Origin of the sequence: Nakamurella endophytica, from assembly GCF_014646215.1 — a bacterium.
Classification (GTDB): Bacteria; Actinomycetota; Actinomycetes; order Mycobacteriales; family Nakamurellaceae; genus Nakamurella; species Nakamurella endophytica.
Genome location: NZ_BMNA01000001.1, coordinates 559,460 through 580,741, shown reverse-complemented (window position 1 = coordinate 580,741; position 21,282 = coordinate 559,460). Strand labels below are relative to the sequence as shown.

General features: G+C 74.1%; 17 protein-coding genes. 7 read left to right on the top strand and 10 right to left on the bottom strand.

The genetic code is table 11. The features are described 5' to 3' along the window. Window positions 1–50 precede the first annotated feature (50 nt). The 4 genes from IEY37_RS02530 to IEY37_RS02515 form a co-directional block, all read right to left on the bottom strand. Window positions 51–1,457, bottom strand: coding sequence for an AI-2E family transporter (locus IEY37_RS02530; protein ID WP_229673621.1), 1,407 nt, complete (start codon window positions 1,455–1,457; stop codon window positions 51–53). Between the two features lie 281 nt (window positions 1,458–1,738). Further along, window positions 1,739–3,031, bottom strand: coding sequence for a bifunctional glycosyltransferase family 2/GtrA family protein (locus IEY37_RS02525; protein ID WP_188939889.1), 1,293 nt, complete (start codon window positions 3,029–3,031; stop codon window positions 1,739–1,741). Between the two features lie 96 nt (window positions 3,032–3,127). Further along, the gene (locus tag IEY37_RS02520; protein ID WP_373298243.1) at window positions 3,128–4,597 is read right to left on the bottom strand and encodes a sensor histidine kinase; all 1,470 of its coding nucleotides are present in this window, start codon (window positions 4,595–4,597) and stop codon (window positions 3,128–3,130) included. A gap of 232 nt (window positions 4,598–4,829) precedes the next feature. After that, a complete protein-coding gene (locus IEY37_RS02515) occupies window positions 4,830–5,537 on the bottom strand; it encodes a response regulator transcription factor (RefSeq protein ID WP_188940169.1) in 708 nt (235 codons plus the stop codon). A gap of 625 nt (window positions 5,538–6,162) precedes the next feature. Between IEY37_RS02515 and IEY37_RS02510 the strand changes: the two genes are divergently transcribed. Continuing rightward, on the top strand, window positions 6,163–6,825 hold the full coding sequence (locus IEY37_RS02510) for a hypothetical protein (protein WP_188939888.1): 663 nt from the start codon (window positions 6,163–6,165) through the stop codon (window positions 6,823–6,825). A 71-nt stretch (window positions 6,826–6,896) separates the two neighbouring features. On the opposite strand, the gene IEY37_RS02505 is transcribed toward IEY37_RS02510, so the two are convergent. From IEY37_RS02505 to IEY37_RS02490, 4 genes are all read right to left on the bottom strand, one after another. Further along, entirely contained in the window at window positions 6,897–7,787 is an 891-nt protein-coding gene (locus IEY37_RS02505) for an oxidoreductase (protein WP_188939887.1), read from the bottom strand. A gap of 86 nt (window positions 7,788–7,873) precedes the next feature. Beyond that, window positions 7,874–8,398: a hypothetical protein gene (locus IEY37_RS02500; RefSeq protein ID WP_188939886.1), complete on the bottom strand. Its 525-nt coding sequence runs from the start codon at window positions 8,396–8,398 to the stop codon at window positions 7,874–7,876. Further along, window positions 8,395–9,408, bottom strand: coding sequence for an NADP-dependent oxidoreductase (locus IEY37_RS02495; protein ID WP_188939885.1), 1,014 nt, complete (start codon window positions 9,406–9,408; stop codon window positions 8,395–8,397). The genes IEY37_RS02500 and IEY37_RS02495 overlap by 4 nt, the downstream gene beginning before the upstream one ends. Window positions 9,409–9,619: 211 nt before the next feature. Further along, a complete protein-coding gene (locus IEY37_RS02490; RefSeq protein ID WP_188939884.1) occupies window positions 9,620–10,993 on the bottom strand; it encodes a L,D-transpeptidase family protein in 1,374 nt (457 codons plus the stop codon). A gap of 178 nt (window positions 10,994–11,171) precedes the next feature. Between IEY37_RS02490 and IEY37_RS02485 the strand changes: the two genes are divergently transcribed. Both IEY37_RS02485 and IEY37_RS02480 read left to right on the top strand, forming a co-directional pair. Continuing rightward, entirely contained in the window at window positions 11,172–12,443 is a 1,272-nt protein-coding gene (locus IEY37_RS02485; RefSeq protein ID WP_229673617.1) for a DUF5685 family protein, read from the top strand. A 127-nt stretch (window positions 12,444–12,570) separates the two neighbouring features. Beyond that, window positions 12,571–12,783, top strand: coding sequence for a hypervirulence associated TUDOR domain-containing protein (locus IEY37_RS02480; RefSeq protein WP_188939883.1), 213 nt, complete (start codon window positions 12,571–12,573; stop codon window positions 12,781–12,783). A 265-nt stretch (window positions 12,784–13,048) separates the two neighbouring features. On the opposite strand, the gene IEY37_RS02475 is transcribed toward IEY37_RS02480, so the two are convergent. Beyond that, window positions 13,049–15,052, bottom strand: coding sequence for a vWA domain-containing protein (locus IEY37_RS02475; RefSeq protein WP_229673615.1), 2,004 nt, complete (start codon window positions 15,050–15,052; stop codon window positions 13,049–13,051). Further along, window positions 15,045–16,445 (bottom strand): sigma 54-interacting transcriptional regulator, encoded by a 1,401-nt coding sequence (locus tag IEY37_RS02470; protein ID WP_188939882.1) that lies wholly within the window; start codon window positions 16,443–16,445, stop codon window positions 15,045–15,047. Before IEY37_RS02470 ends, IEY37_RS02475 begins: the two co-directional genes overlap by 8 nt. An 86-nt stretch (window positions 16,446–16,531) precedes the next feature. Between IEY37_RS02470 and IEY37_RS02465 the strand changes: the two genes are divergently transcribed. From IEY37_RS02465 to IEY37_RS02450, 4 genes are all read left to right on the top strand, one after another. Then, window positions 16,532–17,875 (top strand): NAD(P)/FAD-dependent oxidoreductase, encoded by a 1,344-nt coding sequence (locus IEY37_RS02465; RefSeq protein ID WP_188939881.1) that lies wholly within the window; start codon window positions 16,532–16,534, stop codon window positions 17,873–17,875. 119 nt (window positions 17,876–17,994) lie between these two features. After that, complete coding sequence (gene ctaD / locus IEY37_RS02460) at window positions 17,995–19,731, top strand: aa3-type cytochrome oxidase subunit I (RefSeq protein ID WP_188939880.1); 1,737 nt, start codon at window positions 17,995–17,997, stop codon at window positions 19,729–19,731. Window positions 19,732–19,782: 51 nt separating this feature from the next. Continuing rightward, window positions 19,783–19,932: a hypothetical protein gene (locus tag IEY37_RS02455; protein ID WP_188939879.1), complete on the top strand. Its 150-nt coding sequence runs from the start codon at window positions 19,783–19,785 to the stop codon at window positions 19,930–19,932. Between the two features lie 267 nt (window positions 19,933–20,199). Further along, entirely contained in the window at window positions 20,200–21,225 is a 1,026-nt protein-coding gene (locus tag IEY37_RS02450) for a 3-oxoacyl-ACP synthase III (protein WP_188939878.1), read from the top strand. The last annotated feature ends 57 nt before the right edge of the window (window positions 21,226–21,282 follow it).

Genomic DNA, 21,282 nt, shown 5'->3' with positions numbered 1-21,282 from the left:
GCTGCGCTGTGCGCCCGTTGTGAGCGCTGCGGGTCGCCCGCCGGGGCGGGTCAGCGCTTGCGCCGACCCGACCGTCCGGTCGCCGGGGTGTCGCCCTCACCGCGCGGTGCCGTGGCGGTGCTGGCGGTGCTGGCGGTGCTGGCGGTGCTGGCGGTGCTGGCGGTGCTGGCGGTGCTGCCCGTGCTGCCCGTGCTGCCCGTGCTGCCCGTGCTGCCCACCGTCGCGCCGACCGGTCGGGAGCCGTGCGGCGTCCGCTCCAGTGCGCGCTCGACCCGGTCCTTGCTGTCCGCGGGCGAGGTCTCCCGGCCGGCCAGATACTTCACGGCCGCGTTGGCGCAGGCGCTGATCGGGACGGCCAGCAGCGCCCCCGGGATGCCGGCGATGATCACGCCGGACGCGATGGCCAGCGCGACGGCGAGCGGGTGGATGTGCACAGCGCGCCCCATCAGCACCGGCTGCAGCACGTGGGCCTCCAGCTGCTGCACGGCGATGACGACGGCCAGCACGATGATCGCCTTGACCAGTCCGACGGTGACCAGCGCCACCAGCACGGCCACCACGCCCGAGACCAGCGCGCCGACGATGGGGATGAACGAGGACAGGAACACGAACGCGGTCAGCGGCACGGCCAGCGGCACGCCCAGGACGACCAGGCCCAGCCCGATGCCGATCGCATCGACGAACGCGACCAGCACCGTGGCCCGCACATACCCGCCGAGCGTCCACCAGGCGCGCTCGGCCGCCCCGTGGATCCGGGTGCGGGCCCGGCGTGGCGTCAGCCGGACGAGCCAGTCCCAGATGTGCTTCCCGTCGCGCAGGAAGAAGAACAGGATGAACAGGGTCAGCACCAGGCCGGTGAGCACTCGGCCCACGGCTCCGGCCGTGGTCAGCGCCCCCGAGGTGAGCGCCGACCGGTTCTCGGTCACCGCGTTCTTGATGGTGGTGACGTAGTTGTCGAGCTGTGACTGGGACAGATGCAGCGGCCCCGTCACCAGCCACCGCTGGACGGTGTCGAGACCGCTGCCGACCCGCGTCGCCAGGTCGGACGAGCCGGCCACGAACTGCTCGATGACCAGCGTGATGATGCCGGCGACGATCAGCAGCCCGCCGACGAACACCACGACGGTGGCCAGGGTGTTGTTCCAGTTGTGCCGGACCAGCAGTCGCTTGACGGGGTTGAGCAGGGCGCACAGCAGCAGCGCGATGGTGATCGGGATGGTGATCTCGGACAGGTAGCCCAGCGCCCAGTACAGCGCCGCGGCCGCGGCGACGACCACCAGGAAGCGCCATGACCAGGCCCCGGCGATGCGCATGCCGGTGGTGACGGTGTCGTCCTGCGGGCCGGTCGCGGCGTGCGGGGCCTTCGCCGTGACACCGTCCGCGGCCCGGCCCGTGGCATCCGTGGTCGCCGGGACCGCGGGCCAGGTGTCCGGGGTGCGTCGCGTGGAGTCGGCCATGCGGGGGCCTTTCGGTGTCGGGCCGGCGTCCCCAGGCGTGGGGTCGCCGTCTGTCAGCCCCCCCGGTACCCACCGCGGCCCGGATGTACCACGGCACGGCGTCGACCCGTCACCGCGGCACCGCGCCGCGGCCCCGTCCGGGTGGCCCGCCCACCGGCGGCGCGTGCGTGACGACCTGCGGCTGCCCGGCGTGACCGCCCGCCTCGCCGCGCGGCGGGTCCGGACCGGGTGCGGACCGGTCCCGGTCCGGGTGCGGGACGGTCCGGACCGGCCGCGCGAGCTCAGCGCGTCGGGCGGGTGCCGCGGGTGCCGCGGCGGAACATCCAGCCCCGCATGAGCAGGAACCGCACCAGGGTGGCCGCGAGGTTCGCCAGCACCAGGACCGTGAGCTGCGTGGTGCGGTCCGCGCCGGGCGCGGTGGCCCGCAGCACGGCCAGCGCGCCACTGGTGATGGCCAGCCCGAGCAGGAAGATGCCCAGGCCCTGCGCCTGGTGCCGTGCCGCTCCGGTCCGCTCCCGGACGCCGAACGTCCAGCGCCGGTTGGCGGCCGTGTTGCCCACCGCGGTGGCGGCCAGCGCCAGGACGTTGGCGGCCTGGGCGCCGACGACGGGATGCAGCAGCAGGAACAGCACGAGGTACGCCAGCGTCGACGCCACGCCGATGGCGCCGAAGCGCGCCAGCTGGCGCGTCATCCCGGGCGGCACGCCGGGCGTCGCCGGCTCCAGGGCGCCCCTACCCAGCTGTGCCGAGACCTGCGCCAGCGGCAGCGCACCGGTGGCGAGCGCCCGGCCGACCCGCCAGACACCCTTGAGGTCGGCGACGGCGGTCGCGACGATGTCGACCCGCGAGTCCGGGTCGTCGACCCAGTCCACCGGCACCTCGGCGATCCGCAGGCCGGCGCGTTCGGCCAGCACCAGCAGCTCGGTGTCGAAGAACCAGCCGTCGTCCTGCACCAGCGGCAGCAGCTGCCGGGCCACGTCCGAGCGGACCGCCTTGAACCCGCACTGGGCGTCGGTGAACCGCGCCGCCAGGGTGCGACGCAGGATCTGGTTGTAGCAGCGGGAGATGAACTCGCGCTTGGGCCCGCGCACCACGCGCGAACCGCGGGCCAGGCGCGACCCGATGGCGACGTCCGAATGGCCGGACAGCAGCGGCGCGATGAGCGGCAGCACGGCGGCCAGGTCGGTGGACAGGTCGACGTCCATGTAGGCGAGCACCGCGGCGTCGGAGTCGGTCCAGGCCGCCTTGAGGGCGCGGCCCCGGCCCTTCTGCGTCAGGTGCAGGGCCCGCACCTGGCGCAACTCGCCGGCCAGCTGATCGGCGATGGCCGCCGTGCCGTCGGTCGAGGCGTTGTCGGCCACGGTGATCCGGAAGCTGTACGGGAGCGTGCCGGACAGGTAGCGGTGCAGCCTGCGCACGGCAGGGGCCAGGTCGACCTCCTCGTTGTACACCGGGACGACGACGTCCACCGACAGCACCGGGGTGGCGAGGTCCGTGCGGTCGGCGCCGGCCGGCAGGGCGGCGGCGGGGTCGTGGGGCGCGGGGCCGGCGTCGGGCAGCAGGTCGATCGTCATGTCCACGACGGTCGGCCGCAGCGCTGTGCCGCCTCGCGGCCCGGACTGTGGCCGTGCTGTGGCTTCGGATCAGCCGGCGCGGCCGGCGGTGCCCGATCAGCCGGCGCGGCCGGCGTCCTGCCGCGCGGCCGCGGGCACCGTCGCGGCCTCCGTCGCGCCGGATGCGATGTCCGGCAACCAGACCCGGGCCTGGGTCCGACCGGGCCGGCTCTCGACGGAGACCGCGCCGCCGTGCGCGGCGATCACCGCGGCCACGATGGCCAGCCCGAGCCCCGTCGACCCCGCCGCCCTGGAGCGGGACGAGTCGCCGCGGACGAACCGGTTGAAGATCTCCGGCTGCAGCTCGGCCGGGATGCCGGGACCGTCGTCGGTGACGGTGAGCAGCACGCCGTCCGGCACGGCCCGCAGCCCGGTGACCACCGTGGTGCCGGGCGGGGTGTGCGTGCGCGCGTTGGCCAGCAGGTTGGCCAGCACCTGGTGCAGCCGCGCGCCGTCACCGACGACAGTGACCGGCTCGTCGGGCAGATCGAGCTGCCAGCGGTGGTCGGGACCGGCGACCCGGGCGTCGGAGACCCGGTCGACGACCAGCATGGTCAGGTCGACCTCCTCGCCGGCCAGCGGCCGGCCGGAGTCCAGCCGGGCCAGCAGCAAGAGGTCCTCGACGAGCGTCGTCATCCGGGCCGACTCGGACTCGACGCGGCGCAGGGCGTGCGCCACGGCACCGGGGTCGTGCTCGCCGCGGCGGGCGAGTTCGGCATACCCCCGGATCGCCGCGAGCGGCGTGCGGAGCTCGTGCGAGGCGTCGGCGACGAACTGCCGGACCCGGGTCTCCGAGGCGTGCCGGGACTCCAGCGCGCTGGAGACGTGGCCGAGCATCTGGTTCAACGCGGCGCCGACCTGGCCGATCTCGGTCCGCCGGTCGGTGTCCCGCTCCGGGACCCGCACCGACAGGTCGACCTCGCCGCGGGCCAGCTGCAGCGTCGACACCTGCCGCGCGGTCGCGGCCACCCGCTCGAGCGGGCGGACCGACCGGCGGACGATCCAGAACACGGCGCCGCCGCCGGCGAGCAGCGCGCCGCCCATCACCGCCGCCATGATGACCGCCAGTCGTACCTGGGTGTCGGAGACCTCGGACAGCGACAGGGCGCTGACCAGCGTCTCGTCACCCGCCGCCCGGGCGACGACCCGGAAGCTGCCGAAGTCGCCGAGGTCGACCGTCTGCGGGGGGGAGCCGATCCGGATCCCGACGAGCGGGGCGGCCTGCGCGGCGGTCAGCACGGAGCAGGTGCCGAAGCTCCTGCGCAGCACCGCTCCGGTCACCTCGCCGTCCTGGACGACCGCGAAGATGCTGTCGTCCGGCTGCCGGCCGTACGGGCCGGCCTGGGTGGTGCACTCCGGTGCCGGCAGGGCCGTGGCCGACGGCGACGTCCTGGGCGGTGCGCCGTCGTCGCCGGGTCCGCGCCGCTGCACGGTCGAGTTGAGCCGGGTGTCCACCTGCTGCACCAGGTACTTGCTCAGGAACACCTCGGTGACCACGCCGACGACGGCGCAGACCGCGATGATCAGGGCGACGAAGCCGGCGATCAGCTTGGTGCGCAGCGTCCACGGCCGGCGCTGCGGCGGCGGCGCGCCCTGCTCCGGACCGGTCCCGGTGACGCCGGCGGGATCCGTCGGGGCGGCCGGGTCGGGGCCTCGTCCCGCCTGGTCCCGTCCCGGGTCCGGCGGCCCGACCGGCACGACCGGCACGACCGGCACGACCGGCACCGCCCGGCGCGGCCCCCCCGCGGGATCCGCCGTGTCAGGTCGCGGGTTTGAGGACATAGCCGAAGCCGCGCATCGTGTGGATCATCGGCGGTCGGCCCGCGTCGATCTTCTTGCGCAGGTAGGAGATGTACAGCTCGACGATGTTGGCCTGGCCGCCGAAGTCGTAGTTCCACACGCGGTCCAGGATCTGCGCCTTGGACAGCACGCGCTTGGCGTTGCGCATCAGGAAGCGCAGCAGCTCGAACTCGGTGGCGGTGAGCGGGATCAGCGTGCCGCCCCGGTGCACCTCGCGGCTGTCCTCGTCCAGGCTCAGGTCGCCGACCGTCAGCAGCGAGCTGTCCGAGGTCAGCGCCACGTGCGAGCGGCGCAGCAGCGCCCGCAGCCGCAGCACCAGTTCCTCGATGGAGAACGGCTTGGTGACGTAGTCGTCGCCGCCGGCGGTGAGCCCGGCGATGCGGTCCTCGACCGCGTCCTTGGCGGTGAGGAACAGCACCGGGGTGCGCTCGAACTCGTTGCGCAGCCGGCGCAGCACCTCGAGGCCGTCCATGTCGGGGAGCATGACGTCGAGCACGACGAGGTCCGGCCGCAGCTCCCGGGCCGCGGTGACCGCCGCCGCGCCGTCCCCGGCCGTGCGCACCTCCCAGCCCTCGTAGCGCAGCGCCAGCGCGAGCAGCTCGGCCAGGGTCTGCTCGTCGTCGACGACGAGCACCTTGATCGGGCGGCCCTCCGGCCCGCGGAGCAGTTCCCGGTTCGGGTCGACCTGCGGTTGGAAGCCGGCGAAGGGCGCGCTCGTGGTCACGGGCAGATCCTGAGCGCCCGCTGTGTGCCGTGCCAAGGACCGGGCTGTGCGGAAGCTGTGCCTGGTGGGGGACCGGCCGTGCACATCGGGCGCCGTCCGCGGTCACAGCGGTGGTACAGGTGCCGCCGCCACTGTCGGCCTTGCGCTCGGCGACGTCCCGCCACCGGCGCGGCTCCGGCCACCTCGTCTCCCCTCGCGGCGGGGTGGCCGGACGCCCGCACCGGAGCCGGCGGCTGTCGCCGCGGCGCCCGTACTGCACACCGACGGTTCCCCGATCCCGGCGGCTCATCCGCCGACGGTCCGCCCCACCGAAAGGGTCCTGCACATGTCCGACCATTCGCCCGACGACCGGTCCACCGCTGCACCCGACGACCCCGGCCCCGTCTGGGGCGTCCCCCCGCGCCCGCCGGTGGCGCCCGCGGTCGGTGGCGCTGCCGTCCCCGGATCCGATCCCCCCGCCGGCGCCCCGGGAGCCGCGGGTGGGTCGGTGCCACCGGACGCGTGGCCAGGTGCCGGTGCGCCGGCGGGCTGGACGGACCCGGCGACCTCGGCGACGGGTCGGCGCCGGATGTCCGCCACCGCCAAGACCTTGACCGCCGTCGGCGTGGCCGCCGTGGTGGCCGTCGGCGGCACCGTCGCGATCTCCGCGGCGAGCGCGTCCACCGGTTCCGCGCAGACGCAGGCGGCAGGCGGGCCAGGTGGCTTCGGCGGGCCTGGTGGCGGCGGGCTCGGCGGGTACGGCTCCGCGCCCGACGGCGCCTCGGACACCGGGGCCGTCGGTCGCGGCGCGGCCGGTCGGGGCGGCGCCATGGCATTGCTGGCCGGCGCGCTGCACGGGGACGTCGTGGTGTCGTCCGGGTCCTCGACGGTCACCGAGCGGCTGCAGCGCGGTGCGGTGACCGCTGTCGGATCCGGCTCGCTGACCGTGAGGAGCACCGACGGGTACGTCTCGACGTACGCGGTGCCGAACGGGGTCGACGTCTCGGGCGTCAGCACCGGCACGTCGGTGCTGGTCCTGGGCACGGTGCAGGGCTCGACGGTGACCCTGACGGCGGTGTTCACCGCCGACGGCTCCGGGACCGGCGCAGTCGGCGGTCGCCCACTGCCGGGCGGCGAACTGCCGGGCGGCCAATTGCCCGGCAGTCGTGGCAGTGGTGGCGGTGACGGCAGCGGCGGGGCCGGCTCCGGCGGAGAGCAGGGCGGCACGGGGTCCGCGCCGGCCACCGCCTGACCCCGGCTCGCTCCGGGCGGCCCGGGTACCCACCCGGTGTCCCGGTCGTGGTGCCGGCCCGGGCCGCGGCGCTACGCGGTGGCCAGCGCGTCCAGCTGGGCGAGGTCTCCCTCCGACAGCCGGACGCCGGCCGCCGCGACGTTCTCCCGCAGGTGCGCGACGCTCGACGTGCCCGGGATGGTCAGGATCGCCGGCGAGCGCGCCAGCAGCCAGGCCAGTGCCAGCTGCATGGTCGTCAGTCCGGCCTCGCCGGCGAGAGCGCTGAACCGGTCCGCCTGGAGCGGGGCGAAGCCGCCGAGCGGAAAGAAGGGGACGAAGGCCAGGCCGTCCGCGGTGCACCGGTCGACCAGCGGGTCGTCGCCGCGGTCGACGACGTTGTAGGCGTTCTGCACGCACACCACCGGACCGAGCGACCGGGCCTCGGCCAGCGGGCCGGGGCCGACGTTGCTGACCCCGATGTGCCGGACGAGTCCCTGCTGCTGCAGGTCCAGCAGCACGGTGAACGGCTCGGCGAGCGACCCTTCGGTGAACAGGGCCCCGCCGGGGCCGGACATGCGCAGGTTCACCACGTCCATCGCCTGCACGCCGAGGTGGTCGATGTTCTCGTGGATCGCGCCGGTCAGCTCCTGCCGGGACATCGCCGGCGGCCAGCCGCCGTCCGGGGTGCGGCGGGCGCCGACCTTGGTGACGAGCACCAGGTCGTCGGGGTACGGGTGCAGCGCCTCGCGGATCAGCGCGTTGACCGTGTAGGGGCCGTAGTAGTCGCTGGTGTCGATGTGGTTGACGCCCAGCTCGACCGCCGTGCGCAGGACGGCGACGGCCTCGTCGTGGTCCCGCGGCGGTCCCATGATGTTCGGGCCGGACAGCCGCATCGCACCGTAGCCCATGCGGTTCACGGTCCGGTCGCCGAGCCGGAACGTGCCGGCGGCGGCGGCCGACCCGGTGGTGGCGTCTGCGGTCATGTCCGGACCTCCTGCAGTGTCGGGGTCGTCGCTGGTGGTCGGGTGCGGCTGCCAGGCACTGCCGGTGGCCCGCCTGCCCCGCCAGGCTAGCCGGGCGGGACGGTGGGCCGTCCGGGGCCGCTGTCGTCGCGGGCCGTCCGGCCGTGGTCCGGGTCGGCCTCCTCGCCGACCCGGAGCAGCCCCTCGCGGACCATGGCGGCGTAGCCGTCGTCGGGGAGCATCGGCAGCGCCGCGAGGCCGGCCGCGACGTGCCGGAGCGCGGCCGGGACGTCGCCGGTCCTGAAGTAGCCGTCGGCGACGTTCAGGTGCAGCGAGGGCAGCAGGGCGGCCGCGGATCCGGCCAGTCCCGCGGCCGCGGCGCCGTCGTCGTCGACGAGGGACCCCGCCGCGAGTGCGCGCAGGTCCCACTGCAGGGCCAGGCGCGGGTCGTCCTGCACGTCGGCCAACGCGTGCGCGACGGCGCACCGGCGCAGCGGGTCTCCGGCCACGCCGCCGATCCGCTGCCAGAGCCCGTCGAGCAGCCGCGCTGCAGACGCGCGGTCGCCGCGGGCGCCGATGCCGGCGGCCGCCGCGACGTCCGACAGCACCGGGTCGGGATCGTCGGCCGTCACAGGGCGACGAGCATCTTCCCGGTGTTCGCGCCTCCGAGCATGTCCAGGAACGCCTCGACCGCCCGGGGCAGGCCGCGGACGACGGTCTCGTCCGCCACGAGCCGGCCGTCGGTCAACCATCCGCCGATCTCCGCGGCGGCGCGGGCGGCGGAGGACTGGTGCTGCACCACGAGGAAACCGCGCAGCGTGACGCCCTTGCCGATGATCGCGGACAGGTTGCGTGGGGCGGCCGGCGGCTCGGTCGCGTTGTACGACGAGACGGCCCCGCAGACGGCGGCCCGGCCGAACTCCCGGAACGCGTCGATGGCCGCCTCGAGGTGGTCGCCGCCGACGTTGTCGAAGTAGACGTCGATGCCGTCCGGGGCCACCTGGCGCAGCTGGTCGCGCACCGGGGCGGCGTGGTAGTTGAAGGCGGCGTCGAACCCGTACCGCTCGACCAGCACGTCGACCTTGTGGTCGCTGCCCGCCGAGCCGATGACCTTGCCGGCGCCGCGCAGCCGGGCGATCTGGCCGGCCAGCGAACCGACCGCGCCGGCGGCGCCGGAGACGAACACGACGTCGCCGGTGCGCATGCCGGCCACCTCGACCAGGCCGGCCCAGGCAGTCAGGCCCACCATGCCGAGCGGACCCAGGTGCACCGAGTCGCGCAGCCCGGCCGGCGTCACCACCGGCCGGAACAGCCGGGCCGGCCCCTGGGCGACGTCCCGCCACCCGCGGTCGTGCAGCACGGTGGTGCCCTCCGGGAGGCGGTCGTCCCGCGACGCGACGACCCGGCCCACCGCTCCGCCGGTCATCACCTCGCCGAGTGCGTACGGCGGGGCGTAGGACCGGGCGTCGTTCATCCGGCCCCGCATGTAGGGGTCCACCGACAGGAAGGCATTGCGGACGCGGACCTCGCCGTCCGGCAGCTCGGGGACGTCCACCTCGGCGAGGTGGAAGTCCTCCGGCCGGGGGACGCCCACGGGGCGGCGGACCAGCTGCCAGCCCCGGGCGACGGCGGGCTCGGTCATGCACAGACTCCTGTCCGCTCATGGTCGAACGGTCGGTACGCGGGCGACGCCGGTGTCACGCTGCCACACGGGCGACGGCCGCCGCCCGCCGGTCCCGCTCTGGCGGGCGGGTGGCGGCCCGCGGACGGCAGCTGGAGCGGGCAGGTCGCGGGCGGCGGACGCCCGCCGCCACGCAGTGCATCCGATCCCCGCCGGCGTCCGTGACCGCGCCTCAGCCCTGCGCGACGAGGAAGAACTCCCGTCCGGCCGCCAGCGTCGGCGGCAGGGTGAAGGTGCCCCGCGCCGGCATGGACCGGCCGAAGTGCACCGCCTCCCCGTGCGAGGCCCCGCGCCCGAGCACCGCGTGGAACAGACCCTGCGCCCGCAGGACGCCGAACTCCGTGCCGCCGACCAGGTACCGCACGGTGGCGGCCACACCGGTGGTCCGGGCGCGGGCGACCCAGGCGGCGAGGTCCCGGCCCGGTGCCCGACCGAGCAGGAACCGGGAGACCAGCGACACCCACGCTCCGGGCGACCCCGCCCGGGTCAGCGCCTCCCGCGAACCGCACACCTGTGTGTAGAGGTCCGCCAGGGTGCCGCCACGGTTCAACCGCACCGTCCGCACCGATCTCTCGCCCGCGGTCGGCGGCCGCTGGAGGCAGGCCCGGTAGGCCGCGGTGACCAGGTTCGTCGTCCGCTCCGGCGCGGTCGCCAGTCGTCCGGCGATGGTCGAGGTGCGGATGGCGTTCGTGGTCAGCTGCCGGCGGTACGTCGCCAGTGCCGCCGGGTTCGGATCCCGGCGCAGGATGCCTCGGTACAACCGGTACACGACCGACGTCGCCTGGCGGTCGGACATGGCGGGGACCACGGCGGCGCCGACCCGGATGTCGATGTACGGGTGCTGCGCCGGGTCCAGCCACCGCAGGATGCCGGCAAGGGTGCCCTGGTCGATGGACACGCACCCGGCTGTCGAGGTTCCGGTGTTCACGTGCAGGAAGAACGCCGAGCCGGCGCCCGGTGTCCTGGCCAGGTTGTAGCCGATGTTGACGGCGTAGTTGTAGGCCGATCCGGAGTAGTACAGGTTCTCGCTGGCGCCCCCGGGAGAGGTGTCCCGGCGTACGTGCAGGTTGTAGGTCGGCGATGCGGGGTTCTCGTCCCACCAGTCCAGCGGATCCGTGCGGAAGTAGTCCATCCGGGTCCCGGGATCCGGGAGTCGTCCGAAGGCGACGGTCAGTGGGAAGACCCCGCCCGGGGTGAGTTCGGACCCTTCGCTGGCCCGCCCGATGCCTGCCCCGCCGACCCGGGCGGCAACCGGCCCGAAGCGCCGGGTCCAGGTGCCGTCCCCGTTCCGCTGCCACGCCGACAGCGTCGCGTACGACGAACCCGCGGCCGCCGCGTTGACGGTGACGAGTTGGGACGAGGCGGCGGGCGCCGGGCTCGGCACGGCTGCCGGGAGGGCGTGCGGACCGGCGGCGACGCGCGCCGCCGGCGTCGGGGGCAACTCGGCCGCCGCCGCCCCGGCCGGTGGCGCGACGACCGTCAGCCCGGCGGTCACCGCCAGGAGCAGCACCAGGCAGCGCAGTGTTCGACCGGTCGGACGGTGCATGGCAGGGACCTCTCTGGCCGCGGCGGACGTCCGTCCATACCAACGGCCGCCGGGTCCGGAGGCAAGGACCTGGCCGCGCGGAGGCCCGGGATTCGCCCGAGCGGGCGCGGCCGACCCCGGACGGCCACCGGCACCTGGGTGACGAAACGGGCCCACCGGACACCGGCGGTGTGTTGGGATGCCCGTCATGTTCGGGATGGTGCACGCCTGTCGGAACACGCTCGACGACGAGCTGCTGCGCACCTGGCAGGCGCATCTGTGCGGCCTGTGCCTGACGCTGCGCGACCGTTCCGGCCAGCTGTCCCGCGCCGTGACCAACACCGACGCCGTCCTGGTCTCGGTGCTCGTCGAGGCGCAGATCCCTGGGCCGGCCCGCCGCGTCACGGCGGGACCGTGTGCTCTGCGGGGCATGCAGCGCGCCGCGGTCGTCGCCCCGGACGACGCGGCCAGCCGGCTGGCCGCCACCACATCGTTGACCCTCGCCGCTGCCAAGGCGGCGGACGTCGTCGCGGAGCAGCGGCTGGGCCTGGCGGCGGCGGCTCCGTGGCGGTACCGCGCGGCGGACCGGCTCGCCGGCCCGCTGCGGCGCAAGGCGCTCGCCGACACCGACATGGCCGACGTCCTGCGCGCGGTCGACATGCTGGAGGACCTGGCCAACCAGGGCGCTGTCGAGCGGGCGGTCGAGCCCGGCGACGCCCTCGCCACGGTCACCCGATCCGCCGCCGAAGCCGCGGGCCGGGTGTTCTCCGCCGCCGCGACCGTGGCCGGTGTGCCCGCCAACGCCGAGCCTCTCGAGCAGGCCGGGCGGGCCTTCGGGGAGCTGGCCCACCTGCTCGACGCCGTCACGGACCTGGACCGCGATCGCACGGCCGGCGACTGGAACCCCGTGCTCGCCACCGGCGTCGGGCTGGATGTCGTTCGACGCCGGTGCTTCCACCTCGCCCGGCGCATCCGGGCCGAGCTCGCCCGGGTGCAGCTCGAGGACGACCGGCTGGTCCGTGCCCTGCTGGTCGACTCCGTCCACGCGGCCGTGCACCGGGCCTTTCCGGACCCTTCCGAGCGGACCGCGGCGTGCCCCGTCCGGCCGACCGACACCGCCCCGCCGGAGACGCCCGCCGACCCGGGCGCGCCCGGGACAGGCCCCGACGCCGCACCGGACACCGACCCGGACGCCGCGCCGCCTGCGGATCCCGACGCACCCGGACCGGTGACGATCCCGGGCCCCGGTGACCCCGGCTACCGCTCGCCGCGGAGCTTCGTCGCGCGCATCCTGCCCTGGATCGGGGTCTACTGCACCGGCTACGCCTGCTGCGCGTCGCACGTGAACCCGTGCACCGATCGCCGGCACGACGCGGGTTGCAGCGGCTGCAGCGGGTGCGACGACTGCAGCGGGTGCGGCGACTGCTGCAACTGCTGCGATTGCTGCGACGGGTGCGACTGCAACTGCTGAGTCGCCGACAGCCGCGGACGGGCCGCCCCGCGCCGGTGTCGGCCCGGACGTCCGGGGAACCTGCCTCGTGGCGCGCGCGCCACCGGCCGGGCGGATCCCCGGCCGGATCCCGGAGAGGAGCGGACCGATGGCGGACGACGAGTTCCACAAGGGCGACAAGGTGACGTGGAGCAGCCACGGCAGCACCGTCGAGGGCACGGTGAAGAAGGAGATCACCAAGGACACCGAGGAGGCGGGCCGCACCGTGCGGGCAGACAAGGACCATCCGCAGTACCTGGTGGAGAGCGACAAGTCGGGTCGGGACGCGGTGCACCAGCCGGGTGCGCTCGACAAGAAGTGAGTCGGCCGCGTCGTGGCAGCGACGTCTCTTGATCGACTCGAACATGTGTTCGAGCTTAGCGCGATGCCGGCGGCGACGGAAGCTCTGCCGTCGGCGCTGTCCGGGTCCGTGACGCGGACGGAGCGCCGAGACCTCGACGCCGGCGGGACACCGCGACCGCAGCGAGCCGCCGGGCACCGCCCGGGGAGCCACCGCCGCTGCTGGACCGGCTGACGACTCACCGAATCGGTCTCGTGAGGGCCGTCGTGCCGCGGGGACCGCCGCGTCAGGCCTTGCGTCGCGTGCGCAGGTAGTCGGCGACGACCTCGGCGCCCAGACCGTCCAGGTCCGGGACGACCACCCTGCCGCCGCAACGGCGGGCCAGGCGGTCCATGAAGATCGCCAGCCGCGGGTCGTCGCCGAGGACGAAGAAGCTGATCGACGCCCGCCGGGCGGACAGCCGGTCGAGCTCGGACACGGTGGCCCGCAACGTCTCCGGCTCGGGCGGGTAGTGGAACTCCGGCGTGCCGTCCGGTTCCAGGTGTGCCGTCGGCTCGCCGTCGGTGACCACCAGGACGACCGGCTCCGCGTCGGGGTGTCGCCGGAGGTGCTCGCCGGCCAGCAGCAGGGCGTGGTGCAGGTTGGTGCCCTGGACGTAGGCGCCCTCCAGTCCCACCAGTTCGGCCAGCTCGACCTTCTCCGCGTGCCGGCCGAACGTGATGAGCTGCAGCGCATCTCCGCGAAATCGGGTCGAGATGAGCTGATGCAGGGCCAGTGCCGTCCGCTTCATCGGCACCCAGCGGCCGTCCTGCACCATCGACCACGACGTGTCGACGCACAGCGCCACCACGGCCCGGGTCCGCTGCTCCGTCTCCACGACCTCCACGTCCGACACGTCGAGACGATGGGTGTCGCCGCCGGCGCGGCGCAGCTGCGCGTTGAGCAGGGTCCGCGGGACGCTCCAGGACTCGGTGTCGCCGAAGGCCCACGGGCGGGTGGCGCCCGTCGGGTCGCCGGCGGCGCCCGAGCGCCGGGTGTCGCGCTCGCCGGTCCGGGCGGCCACCCGGTCCGCCACGTCGCGCAGCGCCGACTCGCCCAGCCGCCGCAGCGCGCGGGGCGACAGCCGGAGCGACCCGTCCTCCCCGCGCTCCAGGAAACCCCGGTCCCGCAGCTGCCGCTCGAGCTCCGCGAGCTGCCGCGCGTCGATCCGCGCCTGCGGTCCCAGCTCGGCCTCCAGCGCGTCCAGGTCGATGTCGTCCAGCCGGGCACCGGGATGGGACTGGGCGAGCTGCTCGGACAACGCGTCCAGCCGGCCCAGCTGCTCGAGGGCGCGGGTGCCCTCGCCGAGTCCCATCGGGTTGTCGCCGCTGAACCGGGACGAGCCGTCCCAGTCCTCGCCCGGGCGCAGTCCGCGCAGGTGGCCGTCCAGCTGCGAGAGCGCCTGCGACAGCCGCGGATCACCGAACGCCTGCTGCGAGAGCTCCATCAGCTCGGCGCGCTGTTCGGGCGTCATCGACGCCATCATCCGTTGCGCCGCGGCCGACCGGGCGGCCAGCACATCGACGAGTTCGTCGACACCGCCGGGGTTCTCGGGGAAGAATTGGCCGTGCTGGCGCATGAACTGCGCGAACTGCTCCGGTGTGTCGGTGCCCTCGGCGTGGTCGGAGAGCAGCTGGTTGAGGTCGTCGAGCATCTCGCGGATGCGCGCGACGTCCTCCGGGGTCGCCTGCTGCATGGCCTGCTTCATGCCCGCGAAGCGCTGGTCGAGCATCTCGCGGCCGAGCAGGTCCCGGATCTGCTCGAAAGCCTGCCGGGCGTCGGACGACTGCCAGTCGTACGACCCGAGTTCCCGCACCGCGCCGCCGGTGTCGGACGGGAGCGCGTCCAGCTGCAGCTCCCGGAACCGGGCGTCGTCGGAGTCCTGCCGGGCGAGCACGTCGCGTTCGGCGTCCAGCGCCTGGGCGAGCAGCTCGCGGACCTCGCGCAGCGTCCCGTCCAGCCGGTTGTCCTTCTGCAGCCGGCGGCGCTGCTGCCACACCCGGCGGCTCAGTTCGTCGAGCCCGGTCCGGCCGGGCATGCCGCGGCGCAACAGCTCTCGCAACGCCTGCTGCGGCGAGCTGCCCTCCATCACGTCCTGGCCGATCCGGTCCAGGGCGGTGCGCAGGTCGACCGGTGGTGCCAGCGGGTCCGGGCCTCCGGTGTACGGCCCGTACGAGTAGCCGTACCGGCGCGGGCGGGACCGGCGCGGGGCCGGCGCGGGACCCCGGTCCGGGGACTCGGACTCAGCCATAGCTGACCGTGTCGGTGTCCGAGTCCGGCTCCTTGGTGATCTTCCGGGTGAGGAACAGCAGCTCCAGGGCCAGTTCCGCGGCGGCGGCCATCGGCCCCGGGTCCTCGGTGCCCGCCGCGCCGAGGCGCTGGCCGATCGCGGCCAGCTCGCGGACCTTGGGCAGGGCCTGCACCACGGCGTCCGCGGTGACCCGGTCCCCGGTGCGCAGCGGGTGCCGCGTCACCGCCTCGGCCAGCGGGCCGAGGTCGATGCCGCGCAGCCGGCCCCGTGCCGTCTCTGCCGTGGCGCGGCGCAGCAGGTGCTCGAGGACCTCGTCCTCGCGGCCCTCCTCGCCGGCCGCGAACTCGAGCTTGCCGCGGAGCACGCCGATCACCGACTCCAGATCGACAGGCCGTGCCGTCGGCCGGCTCTCGCCGGTCAGTGCCGCCCGCCGGAGCGCGGCGGCGGCGACCGTCTCCGCGGCCGCGATCGAGAACCGCGCCGAGACTCCCGAGCCCTGGTCCACCGCCGACGACTCGCGCAACAGCCGGGTGAACCGGGCGAGGACCTCGAGCAGGTGGTCGGGCACCGCGGCGGCCAGCGAGGCCTCCTGCCGGATGACCGCCACCTCGTCGTCGAGGGCGAGCGGGTAGTGCGTGCGCACCTCGGCGCCGAACCGGTCCTTGAGCGGGGTGATGATCCGGCCGCGGTTGGTGTAGTCCTCGGGGTTCGCGGACGCGACCAGCAGCAGGTCCAGCGGCAGCCGCAGGGTGTAGCCCCGCACCTGGATGTCGCGCTCCTCCATGACGTTCAGCAGCGCGACCTGGATCCGCTCGGCCAGGTCGGGCAGCTCGTTGATGGCCACGATGCCGCGGTGCGCCCGCGGTACCAGCCCGAAGTGGATGGTCTCCGGATCGCCCAGCGACCGCCCCTCGGCGACCTTGGTCGGGTCGACGTCGCCGATCAGGTCGGCGACGGCGGTGTCCGGCGTGGCGAGCTTCTCGGTGTACCGCTCGCTGCGGTGCCGCCACGCCACCGGCAGGTCGTCGCCCAGCTCCGCGGCGCGCCGCACGGACTGCGGGGTGATCGGCTCGTAGGGGTGCTCACCGAGCTCCGAGCCGGCGATGACCGGTGTCCACTCGTCGAGCAGGCCCACCAGGCCGCGGAGCAACCGGGTCTTGCCCTGGCCGCGCTCGCCGAGCAGCACCACGTCGTGCCCGGCGATCAGCGCGCGCTCGAGCTGGGGGAGCACCGTCGACTCGAAGCCGACGATGCCGGGCCAGGGATCCGTACCGGACCGCAGGGCGGCGAGGAGGTTGTCCCGCAGTTCGACCTTGACGGGACGCGACTGGTGGCCGGACGCACGGAGCGCGCCGACCGTGGTGGGGAGATCACCAGGGATCGTCTGCTGCACGCCTTCCCACGCTACGCGCGGGCTCCGGCCGCCGGTCCGGTCGTGACCACCTACGGCTGTCGGTACCGGCGCCTACGGTGGGCCCCATGTCAGCAGCGGGATCGACGCAGGACGGCTCGACGGCGGGCGGGACGGGCCGCGTCGTGGTGATCGGCTCGGGATTCGGCGGCTACTTCGCCGCCCGCCGGCTGCGCCGCCAGGGCCTGGACGTCACGGTGCTGTCCGCGACCGACGGCATGGTCTACGCGCCGCTGCTGCCGGACGTCGCGGTCGGCGCGGTCGATCCCAGGTCGGCCGTCGTCCCGCTCACCGGCACCCTCGGCCGTGCCCGGATCGTCCGGGGGCGCGCGGACGGGGTCGACCTGGACGCCCGCCAGGTGCACTACACGGGCGCCGACGGGTCGACGGCCGACCTCCCGTACGACCGCCTGCTGCTCGCCCCCGGCAGCGTCACCCGGCTGCTGGACATCCCCGGCCTCGCCGACCACGCCATCGGCCTGAAGACCGTCACCGAGGCGCTGTACCTGCGCGACCACGTCCTGGGCCGGATCGAGGCCGCGTCCGCGATGGACGATCCCGACCGCCGCCGCGCCGCGTTGACCTTCGTGGTGGTCGGCGCCGGGTACGCCGGCACCGAGCTGGTCGCCCAGATGGCCCGGATGACCGGCCAGCTGCTGCCGCTGCACCCGCGGATCCGGCCCGGCGAGCTGCGCTGGTTCCTGGTCGACGTGGCGCCGGCGGTCATGCCGGAGCTGGGCTCCCGGCTGGGCGAGGACGCGCTGCAGCTGCTCCGCCGCCGCGGGGTCGACGTGCGGTTGAAGACGTCGGTGCAGCGGGTGACGGCCGACCGGGTCACCCTGACCGACGGCACCGAGCTCGACTGCACGACGGTGGTCTGGTGCGCCGGCGTCACCGGCAACCCGCTGGTGTCCTCGCTCGGACTGCCCACCAGCAAGGGCCGGCTCGTCGTCGGGGCGGACCTGACGGTGCCCGGACATCCGGAGCTGTTCGCCATCGGCGACGCCGCCGCCGTCCCGGACCTGACCAAGGACCCGGACCGCGACGGGCACCGGCCGCTGTGCCCGCCGACCGCCCAGCACGCCATGCGCCAGGCGACCGCCGCCGCGCGGAACATCGCCGCCTCCCTGGGGAGGGGTCGCGCCCGGCCGTACCACCACCACGACCTCGGCCTGGTCGTCGACCTGGGCGGTCCCGACGCCGCCGCGACGCCGCTGGGCCTGCACCTGGCGGGCCGGACGGCCAAGGTGGTCACCCGCGGCTACCACCTCTACGCGTTGCCGACGGTCCGCCGCCGGGCCCGGGTGGCGGCCGACTGGGCCCTCGCCGGCCCGCTCCCGGACGACGTCTCGTTCGGTGCCGTGGACCGGGACGAGGCGCTGATCACCACGGCGGAGGCCGACCGTCCATGACGGTGCCGGGCGCCGCCCCGGTGCCGGTTTGACCCCGGCGCCGCCGGGGTAGTCACCACGGAGCGCCAAGGCCCGGTCCGTGTTGAACAGCAGCCCGTCCGGCCGCCAGGAGGGTGTGCATGACCGCTGTCCTGCCCCGTCCCGCGACCCGGCCCCGTCCGGTCGGCAGACCGCGTCCCGGCGTGGTGCTGCTGAACTACCTGCGCACCACGGACCCCAAGGTGCTCGGGAAGATGTACCTGGTCACCGCGTTCTTCTGGTTCGTCGTCGGTGGCTTCATGGCGCTGCTGATGCGCGCCGAACTCGCCAGGCCCGGTCTGCAGTTCCTGTCCCAGGAGCAGTACAACGAGCTGTTCACCGCGCACGGCACGATCATGTTGCTGCTGTACGCGACACCGGTGCTGTTCGGCTTCGCCAACTTCGTGCTGCCACTTCAGATCGGCGCTCCGGACGTCGCGTTCCCGCGGCTGAACTCGCTGGCGTACTGGCTGTACTTCTTCGGGGCCATCGTCACGACGTCCGGGTTCCTGACGCCGACGGGTGGCCCGCAATTCGGCTGGACCGCCTACGCGCCGCTGTCGGACAGCGTGAACTCGCCGCAGATCGGTGCGGACCTGTGGGTGATGGGCCTGGTCGTGTCCGGGCTCGGCACCATCCTCGGCGGGGTCAACATGATCACCACGGTGATCTGCCTGCGCGCCCCGGGCATGACGATGTGGCGGATGCCGATCTTCACCTGGAACATCTTCGTGACTGCGATCCTGGTGCTGCTGGCGTTCCCCGTCCTGACCGCAGCACTGCTGGGCCTGGAGGCGGACCGGCATTTCGGCGCCCACGTCTTCGACCCGGCCAACGGCGGCGCGATCCTGTGGCAGCACCTGTTCTGGTTCTTCGGCCACCCCGAGGTCTACATCGTCGCGCTGCCGTTCTTCGGCATCGTCACCGAGATCTTCCCGGTCTTCTCCCGCAAACCGGTGTTCGGCTACCGCGGGCTGGTGTTCGCCACGTTGAGCATCGCGGCGCTGTCGGTGGTGGTGTGGGCGCACCACATGTTCGTGACCGGGGCGGTGCTGCTGCCGTTCTTCAGCCTGACGACGTTCCTCATCGCCGTGCCGACCGGCCTGAAGTTCTTCAACTGGATCGGCAGCATGTGGCGCGGCCAGCTGACGTTCGAGTCACCGATGCTCTTCGCCTGCGGCTTCCTGGTCACCTTCCTGCTCGGCGGCCTGACCGGGATCATCCTGGCGGCACCGTCGCTGGACTTCCACGTCTCGGACACCTACTTCGTGGTGGCGCACTTCCACTACGTGCTGTTCGGCACGATCGTGTTCGCCACCTATGCCGGCATCTACTTCTGGTTCCCCAAGATGACCGGCCGGTTCCTGGACGAGCGACTGGGCAAACTGCACTTCTGGACCACCTTCGCGGGGTTCCACCTGACGTTCCTGGTGCAGCACTGGTTGGGCACGATGGGGATGCCGCGCCGCTACGCCGACTACCTGCCCAGCGACGGCTTCACCGGCTTGCACACCGTCTCGACGATCGGCGCGTTCCTGCTGGGCGCATCCACCCTGCCGTTCGTCTGGAACGTGCTGCGGTCGCTGCGCTACGGCGAGGTCACCACCGCCGACGACCCGTGGGGCTACGGGAACTCGCTGGAGTGGGCGACCAGCTCACCGCCGCCGCGGCACAACTTCACCTCGCTGCCGCGGATCCGGTCCGAGCGCCCGGCCTTCGAGCTGCACCATCCGCAGATCATCGAACGGATGCACGCCGAGGCCTCCCCGGACCGGGACTCGCCGGGCCTGGAACAGGCCGAGTCCAGCTCTCATCTGGAGATTCCGCATCGGGGGTAGTGGGAATCGACGTCCCGGCAGTCCCGTCCCTGCACACCAGGAGGTCCACCGATGGCAGCACAGCGACAGACCGGCTCGAGCGGTCGCCGGTTGCGATGGATCCTGCTCGGCGCCGCCATCCTGATCATCGCAATCGTCGTCGTGGTCGTGCTCATCACCGCAGGCGGGAACCCGACGGACATGCCGGGAACCCGGAACTGACCGTCGCTGCGCCGTTCGGGGCGACTGTCGAGCACGTCACACGGGGCGCCGGCGCGTCACCGTCGCTGCAGGTGGGCGCCATGTGCACGGCCGCACCGGGCGGTGGGCGGCCGGGTGCGTGAACCCGGGCCGTCCGGGGTACAGAGGTGCGGCAGCTACCGTGGTCAGAACCGCGACGACCCTGGGGACCCCCCGGTCGGGCCAGGAGGCACCTACTGCCGCGTGTCGCGTCGACGTGCCGCCGCAGCCGGGACAGACAGGATGGGCATGGCCGGTAACTCGATCCATCGCTACACGAACACGTCCGTGCTGGCCGTCTGTGCCATCGACGCCCCGCGGGTGGTGACCTCCGCGGAGATGGACGAGCGGCTGGCGCCGGTGTACCAGCGCGTCGGCCTGCGGCCCGGCATGCTCGGCGGGCTGGCCGGCATCCACGAGCGCCGCTGGTGGAACCGCGGGACGTCGTTCGTCGACGGCGCGGCCATGGCCGGCGCCAAGGCGATCGCCGAGGCCGGCGTGCATCCCAGCCAGATCGGCCTGATGATCAACACCTCGGTCAGCCGGCAGTATCTGGAGCCCAGCACCGCCGTCGCGGTGCACCACGCGCTCGGTCTGCCCAGCTCCTGCCAGAACTTCGACGTCACCAACGCTTGCCTGGGCTTCGTCAACGGCATGCAGCTGGCGGCCGCGATGCTGGAGAGCGGCCAGATCGAGTACGCGCTGGTCGTCAACGGCGAGGACGCGCAGCCGATCCACGAGGCGACCATCCGGCGGTTGCACGAGAGCACGGGCAACGCCAAGGAGGTCTTCGAGCAGTTCGCGTCGCTGACCCTGGGCTCCGGAGCGGCCGCGATGGTGCTGGGTCGCGCCGATGCGCACCCGGAGGGCCACCGGTACCTGGGCGGGGCGACCCGCGCGGGCAGCGAGCACCACGAGCTCTGTGTCGGGACCATGGAGCACATGAGCACGGACAGCACCGGCCTGATGAAGGCCGGGCTGGAGCTCACCCTGCAGCTGTGGGACGAGTCCGCGGCCGACTGGGGATGGGACCAGGGCATGCAGCGGTACGTCATGCACCAGGTCAGCACGGTGCACACCCGTGCCATCTCGCAGGCGCTGCAGCTGCCGGCCGACCGGGTGCCGCTGGTCTTCCCGACGCGCGGCAACCTCGGCCCGGCGGCCATCCCGTTCGCCCTGTCCACCGTCGCGGACGAGCTGGAGGCCGGGGACCGGGTGCTGCTGATGGGTGTGGGGTCGGGCCTCAACGTGTCGTTCTCCGAGATCGTCTGGTGATCCGCCGCCGCGGGGGCGCGCCGGTGACGCCGGCCGGGCCCAGGGCGGCGGCAGTGC